This window comes from Streptomyces iakyrus, from assembly GCF_000717055.1.
Taxonomy (GTDB): Bacteria; Actinomycetota; Actinomycetes; order Streptomycetales; family Streptomycetaceae; genus Streptomyces; species Streptomyces iakyrus.
Map to the genome: position 1 here is coordinate 89,469 of NZ_JNXI01000019.1, position 22,934 is coordinate 112,402.

Below are 22,934 nucleotides of genomic sequence, written 5' to 3' on the forward strand. Positions count from 1 at the left end.
GGGGTGGCTCGTGCGCCCCTTCACAAGCTTGGGTGGGGTGTGTGCTATCCTCCGCGGCCCGCGTGATCCATGTCATGGTGACAACCGGGCCGCTTTATGCACCGCCGAGGGTTGTCAATGGCGCGTGAGCTGCCTCTCTGTACCCGAGGAGGCGCCGTGAGGACCTCCGGAGTGTCACCTCGAGCCTCCTCCCGGACACCTCCATACCATGCTTCTGAACATGTTCAAAGGCCTGTTCAGCCCCCGGACGGGTCAACGGGACCCCTCTCTTCGCCCGGGAGGGCCGAATTCCTTGTGAAGAACTTCACGAACTTTTCCGACGGGCTGTCGCCCGGGGGGCGTCCGGACCCCCCGGGAGACGCTCATTCGTGATCCATGCCTGCTCAGAAGCGGGCTACGCGACCGACCACGCGATGCCGTCGAGGATGTCGTGCTCGCTCACGACGACCTCCTGGGCGCCGATCCGCTCCATGATCGACAGGAGGACGAGGGCACCCGCCCCGATCACGTCGACCCGGCCGGGATGCATGGACGGCACGGCCGCGCGCTCGGCGTGGGTGGAGCGCAGCAGCCACCCGGTGATCTCGCGGACCCGGTCGTGGGAGACGCGGGAGTGGTGGATGGCCTGCGAGTCGTACTCGGGCAGCTCCTGGGCGATCGCCGACACGGTCGTCACCGAACCGGCCAGGCCGACCAGCGTGCGCGCCTCGCGCAGCGGGACCGTCTGCTCGGCGAGGTCGAGGGCGGCCTCGATGTCGGCCCGCATCGCCGCGATCTGCTCCTCGGTCGGCGGGTCGCTCACCTCACCGTCCCGGACCAGGTGCCGCTCGGTCAGGCGGACACAGCCGATGTCCACCGAGCGGGCCGCGCGGACCCGGTCGTCGCCCACGACGAACTCGGTCGAGCCGCCGCCGATGTCCACCACCAGGTAGGGCTTGGGGAGGTGGTCGCCCCCGGCGAGCTCCTTGGTGGCGCCGGTGAAGGAGAACGCGGCCTCCTGGTCCCCGGTGATCACCTCCGGCTCGACACCGAGGATGTCCAGCACGCCGCGCACGAACTCGTCCCGGTTCTCGGCGTCCCGGGAGGCGGAGGTCGCCACGAACCGAAGCCGCTCAGCCCCGTGCTCCTTGATGATCCCGGCGTACTCGCGGCAGGCCGCGAAGGTCCGCTGGAGTGCCTCGGGGGCGAGCCGGCCGGTGCGGTCGACGCCCTGCCCGAGCCGCACGATCGTCATCCGGCGGTCCAGGTCCACCAGCTCGCCGGTGGCCGGGTCGGCGTCGGCGACCAGGAGGCGGATGGAGTTCGTACCGCAGTCCACGGCGGCGACACGGGTCACTGGGCCTCCTCCTCGACGGGCGTCACACACGGGCCCTTGCGCCACCACTCGGGCAGCATCGTGATCGCCTCGTCGCCGAGCGGGTTCACCCCGGGGCCCGCGGCCAGCGAGTGGCCCACCAGCACGTGCAGGCACTTCACCCGGTCCGGCATGCCGCCCGCGCTCGGGAAGTTCTTCAGCTCCTCGATCTCGTCGCGCCGCCGGATGTAGTCCTCGTGCGCGGCCCGGTACGCCGCCGCCAGCTCCGGGTCCGAGGCCAGCCGCTCGGTCATCTCCTTCATCACGCCGTTGGCCTCCAGCGTGCCGATCGCCGAGGCGGCGCGCGGGCACGTCAGGTAGTACAGCGTGGGGAACGGCGTCCCGTCCGGCAGCCGCGGGGCCGTCTCGACGACGTCCGGCTGTCCGCACGGGCAGCGGTGGGCGATCGCGCGCAGACCGCGCGGGGGCCGGCCGAGCTGCTGCTTGAAGGCCTCGACGTCCGCATCGGTGGGTTCGGTGCGCGGGGTGGTCGGCGGGGGCGTTTCCATGACTGTCTTCAGGCTGTCTTTCTCTGATCGCAGGCTGGGAGGCCAGGTCACTGGCCGGAGGCGTCGGACTTGTCGACGCCGTCCCAGACGTTGGAGTACCAAGGGCGGTCCGCCGCCCCCAGGTCGGTGCGCGACTGCTTCGCCGCGTGCGGGTCGATGACGATGAATCCCGTCTCCCCCGGCATGACGTAGTGCAACCGCTTCCGGATCTGCTGCTCGGCGTACGCGTCGTCCTGCCAGCGCGCCTTCAGGTCGCGCAGCCGTTCGACGCGCTCACGGGCCTGCCGCTGTTCGCGCTGGAGGTCGTCGATCTCCGCACGCTGCGAGACGTACTCCCGCATCGGGTAGGCCAGGGCCACGATCAGCGAGCACATCACCAGGGCGAGCAGCGCGGCCCGGCCGGTCAGCCGCGAGCGGCGGGCCTGGCGTTTGGTCTGGGAGCGGTAGACCCGGGCCGCGGTCTGCTCGCCGAGCAACCGGATCCTGGTCGCGGTGGAGAACCGGTCCCGGTCCTTCACGGCCATGTCAGTCCGCCTCCCGCTCCACCGTCATACGCGCGTACGTCCCCGGACACGGTACGGGACCGGGTACGGGGACGTACGTACGACGCTGCCTCTTGTGGCCGGGGTCAGCCCTTGAAGCGCGGGAAGGCCGAGCGGCCGGCGTACACCGCGGCGTCGTCGAGGATCTCCTCGATGCGCAGCAGCTGGTTGTACTTGGCGACGCGCTCGGAGCGGGCCGGGGCGCCGGTCTTGATCTGGCCGCAGTTGGTGGCGACGGCCAGGTCGGCGATGGTGACGTCCTCGGTCTCGCCGGAGCGGTGGGACATCATGCACTTGAAGCCGTTGCGCTGGGCCAGTTCGACGGCGTCCAGGGTCTCGGTGAGCGAGCCGATCTGGTTCACCTTCACCAGCAGGGCGTTGGCCGCGCCCTCCTCGATGCCGCGGGCCAGGCGCTCGGGGTTGGTGACGAACAGGTCGTCACCGACGAGCTGGACCTTGTCACCGAGCTTGGCGGTGATGGTCTTCCAGCCCTCCCAGTCGTCCTCGAACAGCGGGTCCTCGATGGAGACCAGCGGGTACGCGTCGACGAGCTCCGCGTAGTACTCGGTCATCTCGGCCGCCGAGCGCTCCTTGCCCTCGAAGGTGTAGACGCCGTCCTTGTAGAACTCGGAGGCGGCGACGTCGAGCGCCAGGGCGATCTGCTCGCCGGGGGTGTAACCGGCTTCCTTGATCGCTTCCAGGATGAGGTCGAGGGCCTCGCGGTTGGAGCCGAGGTTCGGGGCGAAGCCGCCCTCGTCGCCGAGGCCGGTGGCCAGGCCCTTGCTCTTCAGGACCTTCTTCAGCGTGTGGTAGACCTCGGCGCCCCAGCGCAGGGCCTCGGAGAAGGACTCCGCGCCGATCGGGGCGATCATGAACTCCTGGATGTCCACGTTGGAGTCGGCGTGCGAGCCGCCGTTCAGGATGTTCATCATCGGCACCGGCAGCAGGTGCGCGTTGGGGCCGCCCAGGTAGCGGAACAGCGGCAGGTCGCTGGCCTCGGAGGCGGCGTGGGCGACGGCGAGGGAGACGCCGAGGATGGCGTTGGCGCCGAGGGAGCCCTTGTTGTCGGTGGCGTCCAGGTCGAACATGGCCTGGTCGATCAGGCGCTGCTCAGTGGCGTCGTAGCCGACCAGCTCCGGGCCGATCTGCTCGATGACCGCGAGGACGGCCTTCTCGACACCCTTGCCGAGGTAGCGGTTCGAGTCGCCGTCGCGGAGCTCGATGGCCTCGAAGGCGCCCGTGGAGGCGCCGGACGGGACGGCGGCACGACCGGTGCTGCCGTCGTCGAGGCCGACCTCGACCTCGACCGTGGGGTTGCCTCGGGAGTCCAGGATTTCCCGGGCTACGACGACGTCGATGGACGGCACGAGCATCTCCTTCTTATGTGACGCGGGTACGCGGGCCGCGTGGGCCCGGCGAGGTGCGGAGCCTCGGTGGCTCGCGACATGAGCCTAACCGGCTCCGGGCGATCGGCCACCGGGTCGCCCACCCCATGGACAGAACCGAGAGTAAATTGTTTCCGAACGGAACAAAGCCGGTTCGCGAAGTCCGGCAAAAAAACCCCGCTCCGGCGCGTACGGGGGATGACGCGCCGGAGCGGGGAGCCGGTGGGCCCTGGGCGGGCCCGGGTGGGCCGCTGCTTACTTCAGGTGCAGCTGCTGGCCCGGGTAGATGAGGTTGGCATCGTCGATGATGTCCTTGTTCAGCTGGTACAGCTTCTCCCAGCCGCCCTTGACCTTCTCCTCGGCCGCGATCGAGGACAGAGTGTCGCCCTTGGCGACCTTGTACTCGCCGTCACCCTTCTTGACCTTCTTGCCGGTCGGGGTGGTCACGGTCTTCTTGGCCGCCGGGCGCTCGTCGGAGCGGGAGGCCGGCTGCTGGGTCTCGCGGGTCTCGGTGCTCTGCTGGCTCTGGCTCTGCGAGGAGCTGCCGGAGTCGCTGGAACCGCCACCGGTGTAGCCGGCGCTCGACAGGCCCTTGCCGCAGACCGGCCAGGCGCCCTTGCCCTGGCCCGCGAGGACCTTCTCGGCGATCTCGATCTGCTGGGCCTTGGTGGCCTGGTCGGCGGTGGAGGCGTACTTGGTGCCGCCGTAGCCGGCCCAGGTGGAGGCGGAGAACTGCAGACCGCCGTAGTAGCCGTTGCCGGTGTTGATGGACCAGTTGCCGCCGGACTCGCACTGGGCGACCGCGTCCCACTCGGAGGCGGTGGCGGCGGAGGCGTTGCCGGCCGCCATCAGCGGGGCGGCGACGGCGGCACCGGTGACGCCGGCGAGCGCGACGACGCGGGTGGCCTTGGACGGACGACGGTGCTTGCCCTTGCTGGAAAACAGCATGGAGAGATCCCCTCACCGACGCCTGCGAGGTGAGCTGTCGGGTTCGGGCCGGTTGAGTTGCCCGGCCGCGCCCCTCCCGGGACGCGGCTTCACCCCAAGCCCTTCCGGCACAACCGGCCGGTCGGGCACCTACCTTGGGTCCCCCGCTCCTGCCTACGGCGCTTGACGCGACGACTGTTCCCGTGCGGCCGCTGGCAGGATTCGGCGTTGCGGCAGCCGGGGCTCGCGGTGACGAGCGGTCACGACCGTAGACACGCGGCCCACGGAATTTCAAAGACGATCAAGGCTTCTGAGATCTATCTCTCACTGGCCTTATACAGGACATTAAGCATGAAAACGTGACGTGAACTCACCCGGTTTAGGGGGGACTTCGACCACCGTTTCCGCAGTGCCCGAACAGCTACTTCTCGTCCGCTTCGCCCTCGACCGCGAGCGCCTGACCGGGGTGGATGAGGTCGGGGTCGGCGCCGACCGCCTTCTCGTTGCCCTCGTAGAGCGCATGCCATCCGCCGTCGACACGAAGGGCGTCGGCGATGGACCAGAGGCTGTCGCCGACGCCCACGATGTAGGCACCCTCGGACGCGTCGCCGGAACTCTCGTCGGCGGGCGCGGAGTGACGGCCCGTGGACTTCTCCGCACCGTCGCTCCCGGGCGCGCGGGTTTCGTCCGCACTGGGACCGCGATGGCGGCCGGAGCCGGTCTCGGCCGACGCCGAGGAGTCGTCGCCCTGCCGCGAGTTGCCGGACGCGCCACCCTCGGGAGTGGCCGACGGGGAGCCGCCCGGCTGCCCATTCCGCGACGAGCCGTCGGTTTCGCGTGACGTGTCGGTCTTGGCGGTTTCGTCCTTCGAAGACGACGACGCGTCAGGCGACGGAGACGACGAGGGACTTTCAGAAGGGGACGACCCCAGCGAATCGAGCAATCCGGGCGAGTCCACCTCGCCGGCTGAGTCGGACGAGTCGGGTGATTCCGACCCCGTGTCCTGCTGGAGCCCCGAGAGCAGTCCGCAGGTACGCCATGCGCCGACCCCCTGGTCGGCGAGGATTCTCTCGGCCACGGCTATCTGCTGGGAGCGGCTGGCCAGATCGGCGCTCGCGGCATAGTCGAGGCCGCCGTGCTTCTCCCAGTCGTCCTGGGACAACTGGAGGCCGCCGTAGTAGCCGTTGCCGCTGTTCTGGCTCCAGGCGCCGCCGGTCTCGCAGTCCGCGACCCGGTCCCAGGTCGTGCCGTCGGCCGCGCTGGCACCGGAGGCCCCGAGGAGCGGGATAGCGATGGCGGAACCGGTCACCCCGGCCGCCACGAGGAGAGCCGGAGCCTGGCGGGGGCGGCGGTGCCGACCGTTCCCGGAGAGCATACGGAGACCTTTCGCGAGACAGCAGTGACCGAGGCGGTGCGATTCCCCGCCGCGTTGATGGGTGAACGTATCGGCAGTCGATCACTTGTCACAAGTTCATGCCGCGCAGATCACGTGAAGATCACAAGTCTGATGTTTCGTCACGTTCGGCGGGCGCGAACTCCACCGGCAGGGTGCGCAGCCCTCGCATGATGAGGCCGCCACGCCATCTGAGCTCGGCCGGATTCGCCGCGAGCCGGAGGTCCGGGAGGCGGGTCAGGAGCGTGGCGAGCGCGGTCTGGCCCTCCAGCCGGGCGAGCGGGGCTCCGAGGCAGTAGTGGATGCCGTGGCCGTACCCGAGGTGCTGGTTGTCGCGGCGGGAGAGGTCCAGCGCGTCCGGATCGGCGAACCGCTCCGGGTCGCGGTCCGCGGCGGCCAGGACCACGAGGACGGGGTCGCCCGCCTCGATGCGCTGCCCGCCGAGGGTGAGGGGCTGCGTGGCGAAGCGCCAGGTGGCGAGTTCGACGGGGCCGTCGTAGCGGAGGAGTTCCTCGACGCCGGTCTCCAGCAGGCCGGTCTCCCCCGCGGCGAGGGACGCCTGGAGCCGGGCGCGCTGCCCGGCGTGGGTGAGCAGGGCGTAGGTGCCGTTGCCGATCAGGTTCACGGTCGTCTCGAAACCGGCGAACAGCAGGATGAAGGCCATGGCCGCCGCCTCGTTCTCCGTGAGGTGCTCGCCGTGGTCGGAGGCGCGGATGAGGCCGGAGATGAGGTCCTCGCCGGGGGCGGGCTCGGCGGGCAGCGCCTCGCGCTTGCGGTGGATGAGGTCGGCGAGGTAGCCGCGCATCTTCTTCACGGACCGCGCCACGCCGCCGCGCGGCCCGCCCTGGTGGCGGATCATCATGCCCGCCCAGTCGCGGAAGTCGTCCTGGTCCTCGCGCGGGACGCCGAGCAGGTCGCAGATGGCGTAGATGGGGAGCGGGAAGGCGAACTCGTGGATGAGGTCGGCGGATCCCTTCCGCGCGAACCCGTCGATGAGGGTGTCGGTGAGCTCCTGCACCCGTGGCGCGAACTCGGCGACCCGGCGCGGGGTGAACGCCTTGGACACCAGCCGGCGGAGCCGGGTGTGGTCCGGCGGGTCGATGTTGAGCAGATGCGTCATCAGCTCGGCCTTGCGCTCTCCGGGGATGCCGGTCTTGCCCTTGGCGTGCGCAGGTTCGTCGTGATGCGCGGGGTTCTTCGAGAGCCGGCTGTCGGCGAGCGTCTGCCTGGCGTCGGCGTACCGCGTGACCAGCCAGGCCTCCACACCGCTGGGGAGCCGCGTCTTGTGGACGGGGCTGTGCTCACGGAGCCAGGCGTAGGCGGGGTAGGGATCGCTCGCGAACTCCCAGGTGAACAGGTCGGGAGCGGTCGCGGGTGTGCTGGGCTGGGGCTGGTCGGTCACGCCTCGACCGTATCCGGCTTGCGGGAGCGCTCCTGCCTCCGTCATGGCTGGGCCGGCTCCCACGGCGCTGTTCCGGCCCTGGTTCCGGCGTCCGGAAGCCCCCGCCCTCGTCGCCGGGCTCCTCAGCCCTCGGCCTCCCTGATCGCGTCCCGGTACGCGCGGGCCGCCGCTCTCAGGGCCGCCTCCGGGTCGACGCCCTCCGACTCGGCGCGGACCGCCAGGGCCAGGATGTCGTAGCCGATGCCCTCGACGGGCGGGAGCGGTACGTCCAGGTTCGCCGTGCGGGTGCGGGAGGCCAGTTTGGCGGCGAGGGCCAGGCCGGGCTGGCCGAGGGGTATGCCCTCGGTGACCGAGGTGCGCTGCTTCTCGACCGCCTTGGTGCGCAGCCAGTGCTCCTTGACCTCCTCGGGGGTCGTGGCCGTCGCGTCACCGAAGACGTGCGGGTGGCGGTGGATCAGCTTGGCGACGATGCCACCGGCCACGTCGTCGATGGAGAAGGGCTCCTCGCCGTCCTCCGGGCGGCCCTCCTCGGCGATGCGGGCGTGGAAGACGACCTGGAGCAGGACGTCGCCGAGCTCCTCGCGCAGTTCGTCGCGGTCGCCCTCCTCGATCGCCTCGACGAGTTCGTACGCCTCCTCGATGCCGTACTTGGCCAGGCCCTCGTGCGTCTGCCGGGAGGACCAGGGGCATTCGGCGCGGATGCGGTCCATGACCTGGACGAGGTCGAGGAGCCGGGCGCCCGGGAGGTCGTAGGAGGCGGGCAGCAGCTCCAGCTCGGGCATGGCGATACGACCGGTGCCGGCGAGGCGGGCCAGGCCGTCCGTCAGGGCCGGTTCGCCCTCGCCCGTCGCCACCACGACCACCGTGTGTCCGCCGGCGCAGGAGTCGACCAGTTCCTGCGCGGTCGGGGACGCCTCCGCGACGGTGATCCCCGCCTCGCGCAGGTACGGCAACTGCGGGTGGGCGCCGTCCGCGCACAGCACCCGGTCCGCCGCGTGCAGTGCCTGCCAGGCGGGCCAGGAGAGCAGACCGGGGGCGACGCGGTGGCTGGTGGTGAGCAGGACGATGCGGCCGGGGGCGGCGGCCGCGGCGGGAGCGGTCCGCTCGGGGCCCGGGGCGGCTTCGGGGCTGTTGGCGTTCACGTTTCGAAGCTATCCCACGTCGCCGACAGCGCCCGAAGTTATCCACAGGGTCCACGGGCCCGGAGGGGCCCGGACCCGGCGGGTTCTACATGCCCTGCTGGGTCTGTGCCGTCGTGACGTCCCGCACCCACGGCGTCTTGGCGTCCGCGCGGCTGCTCTTCTGGACGTCCCAGGTGCCGTAGCGGGGGTTGAGGTCGATGTTCAGGTCCTTGGAGGCCTCGGAGAGGGCCTTCCAGAACTCGGGGCGGCCGGTGTCCGTGCCGAGCCTTTCGGCCAGCTTCTGGGCCTCCAGCTGGAGGCGGAGGTTCTCGTCGAGCCGCTGCGGAGGGATGCCGTACTGCTGGAGCCAGGTCCTCTCCAGCGCCTTGGCGCCACCGGCCTGCTGCTCCAGGCCGGACCGCATCGCCTGGATCTCCTTGCGGGAGACGTTCACACCGGCGTCCTCGGCGGCGCGGTGCAGCACCCGGTCCAGGACCATGGTCTGCAGGGTGTCGCGCGTGAGGGTGCCCGTTCTGGCGATGGCCTGCTGGTACTGGGCCTCGTCCTGCACGGCCGCCCGCTGGGCAGCGCGTACCTCGCCGACCCGCTCGTCGAGCTGGGAGACGGTGATGCGCTGGCCGCCCACCACGGCTGCCGCGCCGGGATGCGCGTCGTTCCCGCAGGCGGTGAGCAGGGGCGCCGCGGCGGCGATCGCGGCGGTGAGGACGAGCGCGGTGCGACGGCGGCGGTGCAAGGAGACCTCCCGAGGAGATTGTGCGACGGTGCACAAGGTCTTGCGGTGATCGATGGTAGGCAGTGGGCAAGCTCTGGCCAACCCATTCGACCAACGATTCACCGGGAGTTCCGGCACCGCCGCGCCGCCCCCGGACCGGCCCTCAGCCCCGGACCTGCCCCAGCCACTGGAGCGTCCTGCGGATCTCCGCCCCCAGCGGGTGGCCGTGACCGTGGGTGCGTTCGACGTCGTGCAGCAGCCGGGCCAGGGTGTCGTGGGCGGCGCCGCGGTCGCCGAGGGCGAGCAGGAGGTGCCCGATACGGCGGCGGACGTCGTGCGCGAGCTCCGGGCCGCCGGCGGCGACGTACTGGTTCTCGTAGTAGGGCAGCACGGCCCGGTACTCGGCGAGCGCCGCGGCCGGTTCGCCCAGCTGTTCGAGGCACTGGGCGGCCTCGTAGCGGTGGCGCAGGGCCTGCGGGTCGGCCTGACCCGCCTCGGCGGCGCGTTCGTCGGCGAGGCGGCGCAGCTCGGGCAGGGCGCGCCGGTACTGGCCGTCGTCCAGGAGCGTGGCCGCGTACTGCTTGCGCAGGGTGCGGACGACCGGGGAGTGCGCGCCGTGCTGTTCGGCCGCGGCGGGCAGGATCGCCCCGAGGATGTCGACGGCCTGGGTGACGCGGCCCTCGCCGAGGAGCCGTTTGACCTCGTCGACGGCGCGGGCGATGTCCGTCTGCCCCGGCGCCTCGGTGACGGGTGTCGCCGGAGTGGGCTGGGGAGCGGGGGTGCGCGCACGATCCGGCCAGGGGGCGTGCGGGCGCAGGAACGGGCGGGTGGGATCCAGGGCCGCTCCGGTGGGCGTCCCGCGCGCGGGCAGGAGCGGTTCCAGGTGCTCGTAGACCTCCTGCGCGGAGGCGGGCCGGTGCTGCGGGTCCTTGGCGAGGAGGCGCAGGACGAGGGCCTCCAGGGCCTCGGGGACTTCGGGCCGGATCCGGCGTACGGGCAGCGGGGGCTCGTACAGGTGCCGGTGCAGGACGCCGAGGGCCGTGGAGCCCGAGAAGGGCACGTCGCCGCTGAGCAGTTCGTGCAGGACCACGCCGAGCGCGTACAGGTCGGTGTAGGGGCCGACCGCGCCTCCCATGGCCTGCTCCGGGGCCATGTAGGCGGGCGAGCCGATGGGGGTGCCGGTGTGGGTGAGGCGGGTCGTGTCCGCGTCCATGACGGAGGCCACGCCGAGGTCGAGGACGGTGACCGTGCCGTCCTGCTTCACCATCACGTTGCGCGGCTTGAGGTCGCGGTGGACGATCGGCACGGCGTGCACGGCGCTCAGCACGGCGCACAACTGCGCGGCGACCGCGACCGCCCACTGCCAGGGGTACGGGGTGTGCTCGGCGAGGTGGCCGGCGAGGTCGGCCCCGTCGATGTACTGCATGACGAGGAACAGCTCCTCGCCCTCGCTGCCCGCGTCGTGCACGGTGACCAGGCCGGGGTGGTCGACCTGCGCGGTCACCCGGCACTCGCGCACGAAACGGCGGCGCAGCTCCTCCGCGTCCTGTCCGGCCACCTTGTCGGGGCGCAGCAGCTTCACCGCCACGCGCCGGTCGAGCCGCTGGTCGTACGCCGTCCACACCTGGCCCATGCCGCCCTGCCCGAGGACGGTGGACAGTTCGTAGCGGCCGGCGACGACTCGTCCTGCCGCCGCGGTCACCTTCCGTCCTCGTGGTGGCCGTCCCGGTGGCCTTCGCCCTCGTGCCGGCGCAGGTAGTCGCTGAGCTCGTCGAGTTCGGCGCGGACCTGGTCGATACGGGCCGGGGCCGGGCGCTGGGGGGACGGGGGCGGCTGGATCGGGCCCGCGACCGGGGGCGTGTCGTGCGGGGCGGGTGAGTGGGGGTCCGGCGGCTGCGGGACGGGCGTGGACGCCGGGGCGTAGGGCGGCGCGGGGTGCGGGTAGCCGTACGGAGTGTGCGTGACGGTGTGCGCGTGGGGCGACGCGTAGCCGGCGAGCCTGCGCTGCTCGCCGTGGTGGCCGATGTCCACAACGAGGAAGTAGATGGCTGAGCCCGCACCGAGGAGCAGGATCATGGCCAGCGCGATGTCGGTCCGGTAGTCGTCCTCCGGCAGCGCGCCGATCACGGCGAAGCCCGCGATGGACAGCGGCAGGCTCACCCAGGCCAGCACCCAGTCGAGGACCCGGCCGCGCAGGACGGCCACCCGGAACAGCGGTACGCAGGCCAGCACGCCGCACGTGAGGAAACCGGCTGCTGCGAACAGTACGCGCAGGGAGATGACCGTTGCCGCGCTGCGGGGAGGCGGCGCCGCGCCGTGGCCGTACATGACTGCTCCTGGACCGGTGGCCGATGAGGACGGACGTGCGAGTGACAGACCCTGGTGGGGAATCCGAGCGTATAGCCCGACACGGACAACCGGTCACGGGTTGTACCGAACCGTTGTCATGCTGATCACTTCGTGTGAACAGCCCGTGGTAGGCCCGTCGTATGGCTGTCGAGGGGCCTCGTAAGGCCGTACGGGCCTGTCATGCTCTACAGGGGGTGCCGCATCCACACGTTGGGCTCGACGTACACCGCGTACCCGCGCTCCGCCTCGCAGCGCACCGGCACCAGGGCGCCCGGCACCTCGATGTCGCCGTCGGTGTCGAAGGGCAGGCCCGTCCAGCGGCGCCAGTCGGCGAGCGGGGCGGACACCGTCATGGACGCCGGTGCCACCGAGTCGATGGTGGCTCCGGCGCGGGCGTGGACGCGCAGCCACGGGTCCTGGGGCAGGCCGTCGGGGCGGACGCGGTGGGCGTACTCCTCCATCGGCGTACGGGGCTCCAGGTGTTTGGCGTTGGGACGGACCGGGGCGACGACCTCACGGAACCCACGGGCCCGGGCGTTGTCGCGCATGGCCGAGAGCATCAGCGCGGACAGGCCGCGGCCCTGTGCCTGCGGGGCGATGGAGACCGAGACGGCGCTCACCGTGTCGGGCCTGACCCCTCTCCGCAGATCGGAGAAGGCCCACACCAGCGTCGCGTCCCAGCCGTTGGCCGGCAGCCGGCCGCCGCGGCTCTCGGTGCCGAGGGCGAACGGCACGCTGTAGGCGTTCGCCACGACCTCGCCCTGCTCGTCCTCGGCGAACAGGACGTACTCCGGGAGTTCGGTGGCGATCCGCGGGAAGTGGGCGGCGCCGACGAGGTCCTGGATCACGAACTCCGGCCAGCTGTCCGCCATGTCGACGACCTGCTCCAGCATGTCGGGGCGGTCGGCGAGGCTCGATATCTTCGGCTGCATCCGATCAGGGTAAGTACGGGGGCCGACCGCCGGAACCGGATTACCGGGTGGGCACGCTGCCCCCGGCCGGTGAGATCTGGCTCGCCGAGCGCCAACCATCATGACGGCGGCGGGCAGGGTCCTACCCGCCGCACTGCTTCAGCATCATGTCCTTGTCGGGCGCCGTCACGGGGAGTTCGTACTTCAGAGACACCTGGGCGAAGCGCACCGCGTAGGCGCAGCGGATCCGCTTGTTCGGGGGCAGCCAGGAGGCCGGTCCTGAGTCGCCCTTCGAGCCGTTGGTCGGTCCGTCCACCGGGACGAGGTTGAGCGGGTCGTTGGCGATGGACTCCCGCTTGTCCTTCGTCCAGCGCGAGGCGCCCATCTGCCAGTCGTACGACAGCGGCATGACGTGGTCTATCTGGACCTTGATGGCGTGGGACTTGGTCCACTCGATGACCTCCCCGGTGTACGGGTCGTGCAGCGTCAGCGAGGTGACGACGCAGTCCGATCCCGACCGGAAGCGCAGTTTCTCCCCGTCCCGCTTCAGGAGGTCGTTGCGGGTGTCGCAGCCGTTGCGGGAGAAGGGGACGTCGCGCGGTGCCGAGTCCATCCAGGCGTAGCCGAACTTGTCCCGTTCGTAGCCCGTCCTGGGGCCGCGGCCCTTGGTCGCCACCTTCTCGATGAGGGCACGCGCCCGCTCCTTGTCGGCGCTGGAAGTGATCGCCGCCAGCCCCGGTTTGGTGCCGTCCGGGTTGTCCAACGGGTTCGCGGCCCGTCCGTTGCCCGCAGCCGGGGCGCCGGAAGCGGAGGCTCCGCCGCCGTCCACGGGTGGGGCCAGGCCCTCGCAGCCGGCCAGCGCCGAACCGGTGAACACCATTGCGACAGCCAGTGCCGCCCCGCCCCTCAGACGCGTCACCGTGCGCCCCTCCTCTGTCTGCCTGTTCCGCTCGGGCACGGGCGGCCCGTGCCGGATCCCACGGTAGCGAGGAAGAGGTTCAGACCACATCGGGCCTCAATGCGCATACTTCGCATCTCGCGCGTATCGTCGCTTCTGAGTCACCTCCGGAGGGAGCTTTGCATGGGCATCTTCGACAAGTTCAAGAGCCAGGCGCGGAACAAGGGCAAGCAAGGCTCTGACACCGCGGAACAGCGGATCAACGAGAGGACCGGCGGCAAGTACGAGGACCAGGTCGACTCCGGCCAGCAGCGCGTCGAGGGCTCGCTCGGCATGGACCGCGACCGCGACCGGCCGGAACAGCAGTAAGGCCTCCGACGATCAGGCCCGCGGCCAGGTCGCCGTCAGGCCGCCGGCTTCGGGGGCGGGGCCGTCCGCGGAGACCCGGACGGGTCTCCTGCGGGCGGCTTCCCATGTCCGGGCCTTGCCGACCGGGCCGCGGCGTCCGTTCGGACGTCAGCACCGATCACCCCTCGGGTATCGACTCCGGCCCGGGCCCCCGGGACCAGCACCCGGGCTCAGGACCCCAGCACTGACGTCAAGAACTCCCCCACCCACGCCAGCAGTTCCCGGCCGACCAGCGGCTTTCCGCCCACCTTTGCCGTCTTCGGGCGTGGCACCAGCACCTGGTGCACCGCCGGTTTGAGGACGACCCCGGGGTACAGCCGCTTGACCCGCAGCTCCTGCGACTCGCGCAACTCCACCGGCGCGAACCGGATGTTGTTGCCCTGGAGCACGATCTCGCCGACGCCGCACGCGCGCGCGAACATGCGCAGGCCCGCGACGAGCAGCAGGTTCTCCACCGGCTCGGGCAGCTTGCCGTAGCGGTCGACGAGTTCCTCGCGGACCGCCTTGATGTCCTCCTCGGAGTTGGCGGAGGCGATGGCGCGGTAGGCCTGGAGACGGAGGCGCTCGCCGGGCGCGTAGTCGTGCGGGACGTGCGCGTCGACGGGCAGCTCGATCTTGACCTCGAGCGGCGGCTCCTCCTCGATCTCGCCGGTCTCCAGCTGGCGCCGGTAGTCCGCGACGGCCTCGCCGACCATCCGCACGTACAGGTCGAAGCCGACGCCCGCGATGTGGCCGGACTGCTCGCCGCCGAGGAGGTTGCCCGCGCCGCGGATCTCCAGGTCCTTCATGGCCACGTACATGCCGGCGCCCATCTCCGTGTGCTGGGCGATGGTCGCGAGCCGCTCGTGCGCGGTCTCGGTCAGCGGCTTCTCCGGCGGGTACAGGAAGTAGGCGTAACCGCGCTCGCGGCCCCGGCCCACCCGGCCGCGCAGCTGGTGCAGCTGCGACAGGCCGAAGTTGTCACCGCGCTCGACGATCAGGGTGTTGGCGTTGGAGATGTCGATGCCGGACTCCACGATGGTCGTGGACACCAGCACGTCGAACTTCTTCTCCCAGAAGTCGACGACGACCTGCTCCAGCGTGGACTCCGACATCTGCCCGTGGGCGGTGGCGATGCGCGCCTCGGGGACGATCTCGCGCAGCCGGGCCGCCGCGCGGTCGATCGACTCGACGCGGTTGTGGATGTAGAAGACCTGTCCCTCGCGCAGCAGCTCACGGCGGATCGCGGCGCCGATCTGCTTCTCCTCGTAGGGGCCGACGAAGGTGAGCACCGGGTGGCGCTCCTCCGGCGGTGTGGTGATCGTCGACATCTCGCGGATGCCGGTGACCGCCATCTCCAGCGTCCTGGGGATCGGGGTCGCGGACATCGTCAGCACGTCGACGTTGGCGCGGAGCTTCTTCAGCTGCTCCTTGTGCTCGACGCCGAAGCGCTGCTCCTCGTCGACGATGACCAGGCCCAGGTCCTTGAACTTCGTCTCGGACGAGAACAGCCGGTGGGTGCCGATGACGATGTCGACCGAGCCCTCGCGCAGACCCTCCAGGACGGCCTTGGCCTCGGTGTCGGTCTGGAAGCGGGAGAGGGCCTTCACGTTCACCGGGAACTGCGCGTACCGCTCGCTGAACGTGCCGAAGTGCTGCTGCACCAGCAGGGTCGTGGGGACCAGGACGGCCACCTGCTTGCCGTCCTGGACGGCCTTGAAGGCAGCACGGACGGCGATCTCGGTCTTGCCGTAGCCGACGTCGCCGCAGATCAGGCGGTCCATCGGGACCGTCTTCTCCATGTCCTCCTTGACCTCGGCGATGGTGGTGAGCTGGTCGGGCGTCTCCGCGTAGGGGAAGGCGTCCTCCAGTTCGCGCTGCCAGGGGGTGTCCGCCCCGAAGGCGTGCCCGGGGGCGGCCATGCGCGCGCTGTACAGCTTGATGAGGTCGGCCGCGATCTCCTTGACGGCCTTCTTGGCGCGGGCCTTCGTCTTCGTCCAGTCGGCGCCGCCGAGGCGGTGCAGGGTGGGGGCCTCGCCCCCGACGTACTTGGTGATCTGCTCCAGCTGGTCGGTGGGAATGTAGAGGCGGTCGCCGGGCTGGCCGCGCTTGGCCGGGGCGTACTCGACGACCAGGTACTCACGGGTGGCGCCCTGCACGGTGCGCTGCACCATCTCGATGTAGCGGCCCACGCCGTGCTGCTCGTGGACGATGTAGTCGCCCGGCTCCAGGGTGAGCGGGTCGATGGTCTTGCGGCGGCGGGCCGGCATGCGGGCGCCCTCGCGGCCGGACGCCTTCTGGCCCGACAGGTCCGTCTCGGTGAGGACGGCGAGTCTGAGGGTGTCGTCGACGAAGCCGTGCTCGATCGAGCCGCACGCCACGTGCACGACGGAGGGGGAGATTTCGGCGAGGTCCCCGTCCAGGCGGGCGGCGACGCCCTCGCTCCCCAGCACCTCGACCGTGCGGGCCGCCGGGCCGTGGCCCTCGGTGACGAACACCGCGCGCCAGCCGTCGGCGAGCCAGCCCTTGGTGTCGGCGAGGGCCTTGGCGGTGTCACCGCGGTAGGTCTCCGGGGCGTGCATGCCGAGCTTGAGGGTGTCCCCGTCGAGCTCCTCGTCGGCGGCGAACGGCGACACCGACCACCACATCATGTCCAGCTCGCGGGCCCGGTCCCGGACGTCCGCGATGGACCACAGGGAGGCCGCGCCGACGTCGATGGGCGCCTCGCCGCCCCCGGCGGTGGCCGCCCAGGAGGCCTGCAGGAACTCCTGTGAGGTGGCCACGAGGTCCGACGCGCGCGTGCGGACCCGCTCCGGGTCGCACACCACGGCCATGGCGCCCTTGGGCAGCACGTCGAGCAGCAGCTCCATGTCATCGACGAGAACCGGCGCGAGGGACTCCATGCCCTCCACGGCGATGCCCTCGGCGATCTTGCCGAGCAGTTCGCCGAGCTCGGGGTGCTGTTCGGCCAGGGCAGCCGCGCGCGTGCGGACGTCCTCGGTGAGCAGCAGTTCGCGGCACGGCGGCGCCCACAGGCCGTGTTCGGCGACTTCGAGGGAGCGCTGGTCGGCGACCTTGAAGTAGCGGATCTCCTCGACGTCGTCGCCCCAGAACTCGACGCGCAGGGGGTGTTCCTCGGTGGGCGGGAACACGTCGAGGATGCCGCCGCGCACGGCGAACTCGCCGCGCTTCTCGACGAGCTCCACGCGCGCGTACGCCGCTGCCGAGAGGGCTTCGACGATTTCGTTGAGGTCGGTGCTCTGCCCGCTCCTCAGGGAGACCGGTTCCAGGTCGCCGAGGCCCTTGACCTGCGGCTGGAGCACGGACCGGACGGGCGCGACGACGACCGAGACGGGGCCGGTCTCGGGGTCGTCGGGGCGGGGATGGGCCAGGCGGCGCAGCACGGCCAGGCGGCGGCCGACGGTGTCGCTGCGGGGGCTGAGCCGCTCGTGCGGCAGCGTCTCCCAGGACGGATACTCCACGACCCCCTCGGCGGGCAGGAGGGAGCGCAGGGCCGCGGCCAGGTCCTCCGCCTCGCGGCCCGTCGCCGTGACCGCCAGCACCGGGCGGCCTGTCTCTCGGGCCAGGGCGGCGACGGCGAAGGGCCGGGCCGCAGGGGGGCCGACCATGTCGACGTGCATGCGGTTGCCGTCTGCGGCCGCCCTGATCGCTTCTGCGAGTGCGGCGTCCTTGACTACGGCGTCGAGCAGACCGTGCAGGCTCATTCGGGGCTTTCCGTCCAGGGGGGTGGGCAAGTCGACGGGCGGGAGTGGGCTGGTCGCGGGCATCGAGGGCAGAGGGTGGGCAAGACGACGGGCCTGACGCGCGCCGCGGGCCGGGGGGTCTCCAGCGTACGACGATGCGCGCCCGCGCGGCGGGCCTGTGGATAACGCCCGTTCTCCCGGGGGCGAACACCCGCCGGCCGCCCAACCTTCACAGCATCATCCCCACCCGTTGATTTCACCCCGGCATGATCGGTCGGACGCCCTTCCGGCCGTTCACCGCCCCCCTGAAGGCACGGCATGCCTGCCCCCACCCTCCAGGCCTCCCAACCCCGCATACCGGCGCCGGTCGCCCGCCCCCCGGGTGACCGGAACCCCGGCCGCGCGCGAGGTGAGCCCTGGGCTCTCGCGGCGGTCCTCTTCGCCGCCTACACGGTCGTCTCCGTCGGCCGCTACCGGCACCTGGCGACCCTCTCCTGGGACCTGGGTATCTTCGAGCAGGTCGTGCGCTCCTACGCGCGGCTTCGGGCGCCGGCGACCGACCTCAAGGGGCCGGGATTCGACATCCTCGGTGACCACTTCAGCCCGGTGACCGCCCTGCTCGCACCGGTGTACCGGCTCTTCCCCACACCGGTCACGCTGCTGGTCGCGCAGGCCGCGCTCTTCGCGCTGTCCGCCGTGCCGGTGACGCGCGCCGCCACCCGGCTCCTGGGCCACCGGCAGGGCCTCGCGCTCGGTCTCGCGTACGGGCTGTCGTGGGGCGTCCAGCGCGCCGTCGACTTCGACTTCCACGAGATCTGCTTCGCCGTCCCGCTGATCGCCTTCTCCCTGGAGGCCCTCCTCGCGGGGCGCCCGCGCGCGGCCCTGGGGTGGGCGCTCCCCCTGGTGCTGGTGAAGGAGGACCTGGGGATGACGCTGACCGCGATCGCGCTCGTCGTCGCCTGGCGGGCGCGCGGTTCGTCGCCGCGGACGGTCCGGTACGCGCTCGGCGCGGCGGTGTTCGGCGTTGCGGCGACCGTGCTCGTCCTGACGGTGGCCGTCCCGGCGTTCAACACCGACGGCGGCTACGACTACTGGAGCAAGGTCAGCGGTGCGGGCAGCAAACTGCGCACGCTCGCCTGGCTGCTGATCCCGACCTCGGGCCTGCTCGCCCTGCATTCCCCGCTGCTGCTGGTCGCACTGCCGACGCTCGGCCGGCGGTTCCTCTCCGGCGACGAGCACTACTGGGGCACCGACTGGCACTACAGCGCGGTCCTGATGCCGGTCGTCTTCCTCGCCCTCGCCGACGCGCTCCCGGCCGTTCGCCGCGGCACACGCGCGTGGCTGCGTTCCTACGCCGCTCACCTGCCGGCCGCCGTCACCGCGGCGGCACTGGCGCTGACCACGTCCCTGCCGCTGGCTCAGCTCACCCAGGCCGAGGTCTATCGCAGGCCGGCCGCGGTCTCCGACGTGGAACGGCTGCTGGCGCGGATTCCCGACGACGCCACCGTCGAGGCCAACATCGGCCCGATCAGCCGCCTCACGGCGCGCTGCCGGGTCTTCTGGCTCGGCGACACCGGGGGTGTCCTCCCCGAGTACATCGCCCTGGAGAACATCGACGGCAGGTACCGCGACCCCGTGGGCTACGCCCGGACCCTGCACCCCCTCGCCGAGTACGCGGTCGCGGGCGAGGCGGCCGGGTACGTGGTGCTGGAGCGCCGTACGGCGACGGCCGGGGTATGACGCGGCGGGGTCTGACGCGGCGGGGGCGACGCATCCACCGCGGAGCGGGCCCGGCCCCCTGAGCGACCCGCCGATGCGGCCCGAAGCGCACGCTCCGCCCGGCAAGTCGTCGGGCCCGCCCCGGAGGCGGAGACCTCCGGGGCGGGCCCGTCCCCCGCAACCCCCGTGTGCGGTGGTCTCGGGCGGCTCCGGCTACTCGGTGGCGATCGCGTTGAGGACGTTCATCCGGCCTGCCCGGAACGCCGGGATCAGGGCGGCGAACAGGCCCACGAACGCCGAGCCGATGAAGACGCCGATGATCGTCGGCCAGGGGATGTCCAGGACACCCAGGCCCTCCAGGGCGAGCAGCTGCTGTGCCGTGGCGCCCCAGCCCATGCCCAGTCCGAGGCCCAGCAGGGCACCGAAGAGGGCGATGACGACCGACTCCATGCGGATCATGCGGCGCAGCTGGCGGCGCGAGAGGCCGATGGCCCGCATCAGACCGATCTCCCGGGTGCGCTCCACCACCGACAGGGCCAGGGTGTTCACCACGCCCAGGATGGCGACGATGATCGCCAGGGCCAGCAGGCCGTAGATCATGTTGAGCAGCTGGCCGATCTGGTCCTTCAGGGCGTCCTTGTAGTCGGTCTGGTCGCGCACGATGTACTGCGGGTAGTCGTGCAGCGCCGACTTCAGGGACTTGTAGGCGGCGTCCTGCTGACCCTCCTTGGCGCTGGCGAAGACCAGCGAGTCCAGCGGCATCTTGTCGGCCGGGACGTACTTGGCCATCGTCGAGATGGAGGTGTACATCGCGCCCGCGTCGATCACGACGTCACTGCTGGTGATCGCCCGGACCGTCAGGTCGGCCGCTGAGCCGTCCCTGAAGGCGACCTTGATCTTGGACCCGAGGGTGATGCCGTGGTCCTCGGCGAATTTCTCGTGGACGGACATCGAGTCGGGCTTGTAGGCGTCGGGGAGCTTGCCGGCGACGGTCTCGGTGCGCAGGTCGGTCGCGTACGACGGGTCGGCCGCGGTGATCGACGTGTCCTTGAGCGTCTTGCCGTCGGGGGTGGTGAAGTCGGCCTTGCCCAGCTTGTACTCCGTGAGCCGCTCGACGTCCGGCGCCGACTTGGCGGCCTTGACGGCCTGCGGCGTGATCAGCTGGCCGCGGTCGGACTGGATGATGAAGTCCGTGCCGACGGTCTTGTCGAGCTGGTCGGTGGCGGAGGCCACCATCGAGGAGCCGACCACGGACAGGCACGCCACCAGGGCGAGGCCGATCATCAGCGCGGCGCCGGTCGCGCCGGTGCGGCGCGGGTTGCGCAGGGCGTTGCGCTCGGCCATGCGGCCGACGGGGCCGAACATGCGCAGCAGCACGGCGCCCAGGACACGCACCACGGCGCCGGCGAGCAGCGGGCCGATGACGACGAAGCCGATCAGCGACAGCACGATGCCGAGGCCGAGCCACATGGAGCCGGTCTTGGCCTTGTCGGCCTCCGCGGCGAGGTAGAGGGCGAAGCCGCCGGTCCCGGTGAGGACCGTGCCGATCGCGGCGCGGATCCAGCCGGCCTTGGCGTCCGCGGGGGCTCCCGCGTCGCGCAGCGCGGCCATCGGGGAGATCTTGCCGGCGCGCCGGGCGGGCAGGTAGGCGGCCAGCACGGTGACGATCACGCCGAGGACGAGGCCGACCACCGGGGTCGTCCAGGCCACCGTGAGGTCGTCGGTGGACAGTTCCATGCCTATCTGGCCCATGAGCTTCATCAGGCCGACGGCGAGGCCGACGCCCGCGCCGACGCCGAGCACCGAGCCGACGACACCGAGCAGCAGGGCCTCGACCAGCACGGAGCGGTTGACCTGCTTGCGGGAGGAGCCGATGGCCCGCATCAGGCCGATCTCCCGGGTGCGCTGGGCGACCAGCATGGAAAAGGTGTTGATGATCAGGAAGATGCCGACGAGGAAGGCGATCCCGGCGAAGCCGAGCATCGCGTACTTCATGACGTTCATGAAGCCCTCGACGTCCTTCTGGTTGGCGTCGGCGGTCTCCTTGGCCGTCTTCACCTGGTAGCCGCCGCCGAGTTCGGCGGTGACGTTCTTCTTCAGCTGTGCGTCGCTGACGCCTGCGGCCGCGGTGACGTTGACGTTGGTGTAGACGTCGCTCTCACCGACCAGGGTCTGCTGTGCGGTCTTGGTGTCGACGTAGAAGATCGTGGCGCCGGGGTTGGTCACGGTGAAGTCGGCGATGCCGGAGATCTTCGCCTTGTGCGTGCCGACGGCGCTGATGACGCCGATCTCGTCGCCGAGCTTCAGGTCGTGCTTGTCGGCGGTGTCGGCGTCGACCATGATCTGCTCGGGGCCCTCGGGCGCCGCGCCGGAGGTGATCTTCATGGTGCGGGCGTCGGTGTCGTTCCAGTTGCCCACGATGGTCGGGGCGCCGCTGGAGGGCGACAGGTTGTCCTTGTCGCCGTCGACGACCGTCACCGAGGTGGAGAACACCGTTCCCTCGGCGGACTTCACGCCCTGTACCTTGCGGACCTCGCCCAGCACGGAGGCCGGCATGACCGGGGGCTTGCCGTTGTCCGCGGTCGTCTCACCGCTGTCGGAGGCGCCCTTGGCGCTCACCGTCACGTCGGAGGACGTGGCCGCGAAGAGCTTGTCGAACGTGGTCGACATGGTGTCGGTGAAGACGAGCGTGCCGCAGACGAAGCCGACCGACAGCAGGACGGCGATCGCGGAGAGCGCCATCCGCCCCTTGTGCGCGAGGAAGTTGCGCATCGAGGTCTTCATGACGGTCATGACGTGCGCCCCCGGGCGTCGAAGTCCTTCATGCGGTCGAGGACTGCTTCCGCGGTCGGCTTGAACATCTCGTCGACGATGCGGCCGTCGGCGAGGTACAGCACCCGGTCCGCGTAACTGGCGGCCACCGGGTCGTGGGTGACCATCACGATGGTCTGGCCCAGCTCGTCGACGGACCGGCGCAGGAAGCCGAGGACCTCGGCGCCGGCGCGGGAGTCGAGGTTTCCGGTCGGCTCGTCCCCGAAGATGATCTCGGGCCGGGCGGCGAGCGCCCGCGCCACGGCGACGCGCTGCTGCTGGCCGCCGGAGAGCTGGGTCGGCCGGTGCTTGAGACGGTCGGCGAGCCCGACGGTCTCCACGACCCGCGTCAGCCACTCCTTGTCGGGCTTGCGGCCCGCGATGTCCATGGGCAGGGTGATGTTCTCGATCGCGTTCAGCGTCGGCAGCAGGTTGAACGCCTGGAAGATGAACCCGATCCGGTCCCGGCGCAGCCGCGTGAGCTTCTTGTCCTTCAGACCGGTGATCTCGGTCTCGTCGAGGTAGATCTGGCCGCCCGTCACGGTGTCGAGCCCGGCCAGGCAGTGCATGAGGGTGGACTTGCCGGATCCCGAGGGACCCATGATCGCGGTGAACTGGCCGCGTGCGATGTCCACGTCGACGTGGTCGAGGGCGACGACGCGGGTCTCACCGGATCCGTACGCCTTCACGACCTGCCGCGCCCGCGCGGCAACGGCCGTACGCCCTCCAGTACCCCCGTGCCTGGGAATGGTCACAGCCGAAGTCACGGTATGTCTCCTATATCGGTCA

General features: G+C 71.1%; 18 protein-coding genes and 1 riboswitch. Of the genes, 2 read left to right on the plus strand and 16 right to left on the minus strand.

Annotation, left to right across the window (positions count from 1 at the left end; translation table 11 throughout):
• Window positions 1–394: 394 nt before the first annotated feature.
• The 13 genes from OO68_RS28520 to OO68_RS28580 all read right to left on the minus strand — a co-directional run bounded on the left by OO68_RS28520 (window position 395) and on the right by OO68_RS28580 (window position 13,545).
• The gene (locus tag OO68_RS28520; RefSeq protein ID WP_033312043.1) at window positions 395–1,336 is read right to left on the minus strand and encodes a Ppx/GppA phosphatase family protein; all 942 of its coding nucleotides are present in this window, start codon (window positions 1,334–1,336) and stop codon (window positions 395–397) included.
• Window positions 1,333–1,863 (minus strand): DUF501 domain-containing protein, encoded by a 531-nt coding sequence (locus tag OO68_RS28525; protein WP_033312044.1) that lies wholly within the window; start codon window positions 1,861–1,863, stop codon window positions 1,333–1,335. Before OO68_RS28525 ends, OO68_RS28520 begins: the two co-directional genes overlap by 4 nt.
• 47 nt (window positions 1,864–1,910) lie before the next feature.
• The gene (locus OO68_RS28530) at window positions 1,911–2,387 is read right to left on the minus strand and encodes an FtsB family cell division protein (RefSeq protein WP_033312045.1); all 477 of its coding nucleotides are present in this window, start codon (window positions 2,385–2,387) and stop codon (window positions 1,911–1,913) included.
• A gap of 104 nt (window positions 2,388–2,491) precedes the next feature.
• Entirely contained in the window at window positions 2,492–3,772 is a 1,281-nt protein-coding gene (gene eno / locus OO68_RS28535; protein ID WP_106974449.1) for a phosphopyruvate hydratase, read from the minus strand.
• Window positions 3,773–4,045: 273 nt separating this feature from the next.
• Complete coding sequence (locus tag OO68_RS28540) at window positions 4,046–4,738, minus strand: LysM peptidoglycan-binding domain-containing protein (RefSeq protein ID WP_033312047.1); 693 nt, start codon at window positions 4,736–4,738, stop codon at window positions 4,046–4,048.
• 4 nt (window positions 4,739–4,742) lie between these two features.
• Window positions 4,743–4,909, minus strand: a riboswitch (cyclic di-AMP (ydaO/yuaA leader).
• A 229-nt stretch (window positions 4,910–5,138) separates the two neighbouring features.
• Window positions 5,139–6,092 carry a LysM peptidoglycan-binding domain-containing protein gene (locus OO68_RS28545; protein WP_033312048.1) on the minus strand — a complete coding sequence of 318 codons (954 nt, stop codon included), beginning with the start codon at window positions 6,090–6,092 and terminating at the stop codon, window positions 5,139–5,141.
• Window positions 6,093–6,213: 121 nt separating this feature from the next.
• A complete protein-coding gene (locus OO68_RS28550) occupies window positions 6,214–7,512 on the minus strand; it encodes a cytochrome P450 family protein (protein WP_033312049.1) in 1,299 nt (432 codons plus the stop codon).
• Window positions 7,513–7,634: 122 nt separating this feature from the next.
• On the minus strand, window positions 7,635–8,654 hold the full coding sequence (locus tag OO68_RS28555) for a nucleoside triphosphate pyrophosphohydrolase (RefSeq protein WP_033312050.1): 1,020 nt from the start codon (window positions 8,652–8,654) through the stop codon (window positions 7,635–7,637).
• 85 nt (window positions 8,655–8,739) lie between these two features.
• Window positions 8,740–9,387 (minus strand): SurA N-terminal domain-containing protein, encoded by a 648-nt coding sequence (locus OO68_RS28560; protein WP_033312051.1) that lies wholly within the window; start codon window positions 9,385–9,387, stop codon window positions 8,740–8,742.
• Between the two features lie 142 nt (window positions 9,388–9,529).
• On the minus strand, window positions 9,530–11,026 hold the full coding sequence (locus tag OO68_RS28565; protein WP_280922545.1) for a serine/threonine-protein kinase: 1,497 nt from the start codon (window positions 11,024–11,026) through the stop codon (window positions 9,530–9,532).
• A 38-nt stretch (window positions 11,027–11,064) separates the two neighbouring features.
• The gene (locus OO68_RS28570) at window positions 11,065–11,694 is read right to left on the minus strand and encodes a hypothetical protein (protein ID WP_033312053.1); all 630 of its coding nucleotides are present in this window, start codon (window positions 11,692–11,694) and stop codon (window positions 11,065–11,067) included.
• 206 nt (window positions 11,695–11,900) lie between these two features.
• A complete protein-coding gene (locus OO68_RS28575; RefSeq protein WP_033312054.1) occupies window positions 11,901–12,647 on the minus strand; it encodes a GNAT family N-acetyltransferase in 747 nt (248 codons plus the stop codon).
• A 121-nt stretch (window positions 12,648–12,768) separates the two neighbouring features.
• Window positions 12,769–13,545: an HNH endonuclease family protein gene (locus OO68_RS28580; RefSeq protein ID WP_033312055.1), complete on the minus strand. Its 777-nt coding sequence runs from the start codon at window positions 13,543–13,545 to the stop codon at window positions 12,769–12,771.
• A 162-nt stretch (window positions 13,546–13,707) separates the two neighbouring features.
• Between OO68_RS28580 and OO68_RS28585 the strand changes: the two genes are divergently transcribed.
• Window positions 13,708–13,893 (plus strand): antitoxin, encoded by a 186-nt coding sequence (locus OO68_RS28585; protein ID WP_033312056.1) that lies wholly within the window; start codon window positions 13,708–13,710, stop codon window positions 13,891–13,893.
• A 209-nt stretch (window positions 13,894–14,102) separates the two neighbouring features.
• Here OO68_RS28585 and mfd read toward each other — a convergent pair whose 3' ends face one another.
• Window positions 14,103–17,636: a transcription-repair coupling factor gene (mfd, locus tag OO68_RS28590; RefSeq protein WP_033312057.1), complete on the minus strand. Its 3,534-nt coding sequence runs from the start codon at window positions 17,634–17,636 to the stop codon at window positions 14,103–14,105.
• A 297-nt stretch (window positions 17,637–17,933) separates the two neighbouring features.
• Here mfd and OO68_RS28595 point away from each other — a divergent pair, with 297 nt between their 5' ends.
• Window positions 17,934–19,355, plus strand: coding sequence for a DUF2079 domain-containing protein (locus OO68_RS28595; protein ID WP_033312058.1), 1,422 nt, complete (start codon window positions 17,934–17,936; stop codon window positions 19,353–19,355).
• A gap of 192 nt (window positions 19,356–19,547) precedes the next feature.
• On the opposite strand, the gene OO68_RS28600 is transcribed toward OO68_RS28595, so the two are convergent.
• Both OO68_RS28600 and OO68_RS28605 read right to left on the minus strand, forming a co-directional pair.
• Window positions 19,548–22,127 carry an ABC transporter permease gene (locus OO68_RS28600; protein WP_033312059.1) on the minus strand — a complete coding sequence of 860 codons (2,580 nt, stop codon included), beginning with the start codon at window positions 22,125–22,127 and terminating at the stop codon, window positions 19,548–19,550.
• Window positions 22,124–22,912, minus strand: a complete 789-nt coding sequence (locus tag OO68_RS28605; RefSeq protein ID WP_033312060.1) for an ABC transporter ATP-binding protein — start codon at window positions 22,910–22,912, stop codon at window positions 22,124–22,126. The genes OO68_RS28600 and OO68_RS28605 overlap by 4 nt, the downstream gene beginning before the upstream one ends.
• Window positions 22,913–22,934: the final 22 nt, after the last annotated feature.

What these genes read in the sequence shown, in the direction of transcription:
- OO68_RS28540 (WP_033312047.1), bottom strand. Translation starts at nt 4,738, where the DNA reads ATGCTGTTTTCCAGCAAGGGCAAGCACCGTCGTCCGTCCAAGGCCACC.
- OO68_RS28575 (WP_033312054.1), bottom strand. Translation starts at nt 12,647, where the DNA reads ATGCAGCCGAAGATATCGAGCCTCGCCGACCGCCCCGACATGCTGGAG.
- OO68_RS28600 (WP_033312059.1), bottom strand. Translation starts at nt 22,127, where the DNA reads ATGACCGTCATGAAGACCTCGATGCGCAACTTCCTCGCGCACAAGGGG.
- OO68_RS28585 (WP_033312056.1), top strand. Translation starts at nt 13,708, where the DNA reads ATGGGCATCTTCGACAAGTTCAAGAGCCAGGCGCGGAACAAGGGCAAG.
- OO68_RS28525 (WP_033312044.1), bottom strand. Translation starts at nt 1,863, where the DNA reads ATGGAAACGCCCCCGCCGACCACCCCGCGCACCGAACCCACCGATGCG.
- mfd (WP_033312057.1), bottom strand. Translation starts at nt 17,636, where the DNA reads ATGAGCCTGCACGGTCTGCTCGACGCCGTAGTCAAGGACGCCGCACTC.
- OO68_RS28530 (WP_033312045.1), bottom strand. Translation starts at nt 2,387, where the DNA reads ATGGCCGTGAAGGACCGGGACCGGTTCTCCACCGCGACCAGGATCCGG.
- OO68_RS28570 (WP_033312053.1), bottom strand. Translation starts at nt 11,694, where the DNA reads ATGTACGGCCACGGCGCGGCGCCGCCTCCCCGCAGCGCGGCAACGGTC.
- OO68_RS28595 (WP_033312058.1), top strand. Translation starts at nt 17,934, where the DNA reads ATGCCTGCCCCCACCCTCCAGGCCTCCCAACCCCGCATACCGGCGCCG.
- OO68_RS28545 (WP_033312048.1), bottom strand. Translation starts at nt 6,092, where the DNA reads ATGCTCTCCGGGAACGGTCGGCACCGCCGCCCCCGCCAGGCTCCGGCT.